Consider the following 496-nt stretch of genomic DNA (forward strand, 5'->3'; position numbering starts at 1 on the left):
GATGCTTGCGCTACCCGTCACATCGGCCGGGTTCTGCCGGGCTTGAACGAAAAATGCCCGCAACTGACGAAGCGGGCATTTTCGGGGGACTGGCCTGGCTGTCCGGCATGCAGGTGCGCACGGACAGCCGGAACGGCTGGCGCGAAAGCCCGGCTCCAGCGCCTCCTTGAAACACACCGCCTTGGCGGCGATCACGTGCATCAGCGGGCCGCCCTGGGCGCCCGGGAACACGGCGGCGCCTCAATGTGCTGGCGCTGCGGGTGCCGCCGCAGCGCGAGCGCAGCGGCGACATTCCCGCGGTGGTAGAACCACTGCACGACGACAAAGCCAAACGCACCGGCCAGCCCCCCAAGGAACTCCGCCCCCAGGCGCTGGCGCGGCGCCTTGAAGCCGGCATCCTCGACGCCGTTCCTGGCATCGTCCACCGAATCACCGCGGGCGAACGCCCGTTCGCCGCGCCCGGCCTGCAGCAGGTTGAGGTTTTCCACCGAGGCCT

At 69.6% G+C, this 496-nt stretch carries 2 pseudogenes; both read right to left on the reverse strand.

Annotation, left to right across the window (positions count from 1 at the left end):
• Positions 1-141: 141 nt before the first annotated feature.
• A pseudogene (locus U8L64_RS00490) lies at positions 142-237 on the reverse strand (hypothetical protein); the annotation flags it as partial.
• Positions 238-359: 122 nt separating this feature from the next.
• Positions 360-496: pseudogene (locus tag U8L64_RS00495) on the reverse strand (TAXI family TRAP transporter solute-binding subunit); the annotation flags it as partial.

The organism is Pseudomonas sp. FIP_A4, assembly GCF_036701605.1.
Taxonomy (GTDB): domain Bacteria; phylum Pseudomonadota; class Gammaproteobacteria; order Pseudomonadales; family Pseudomonadaceae; genus Stutzerimonas; species Stutzerimonas phenolilytica.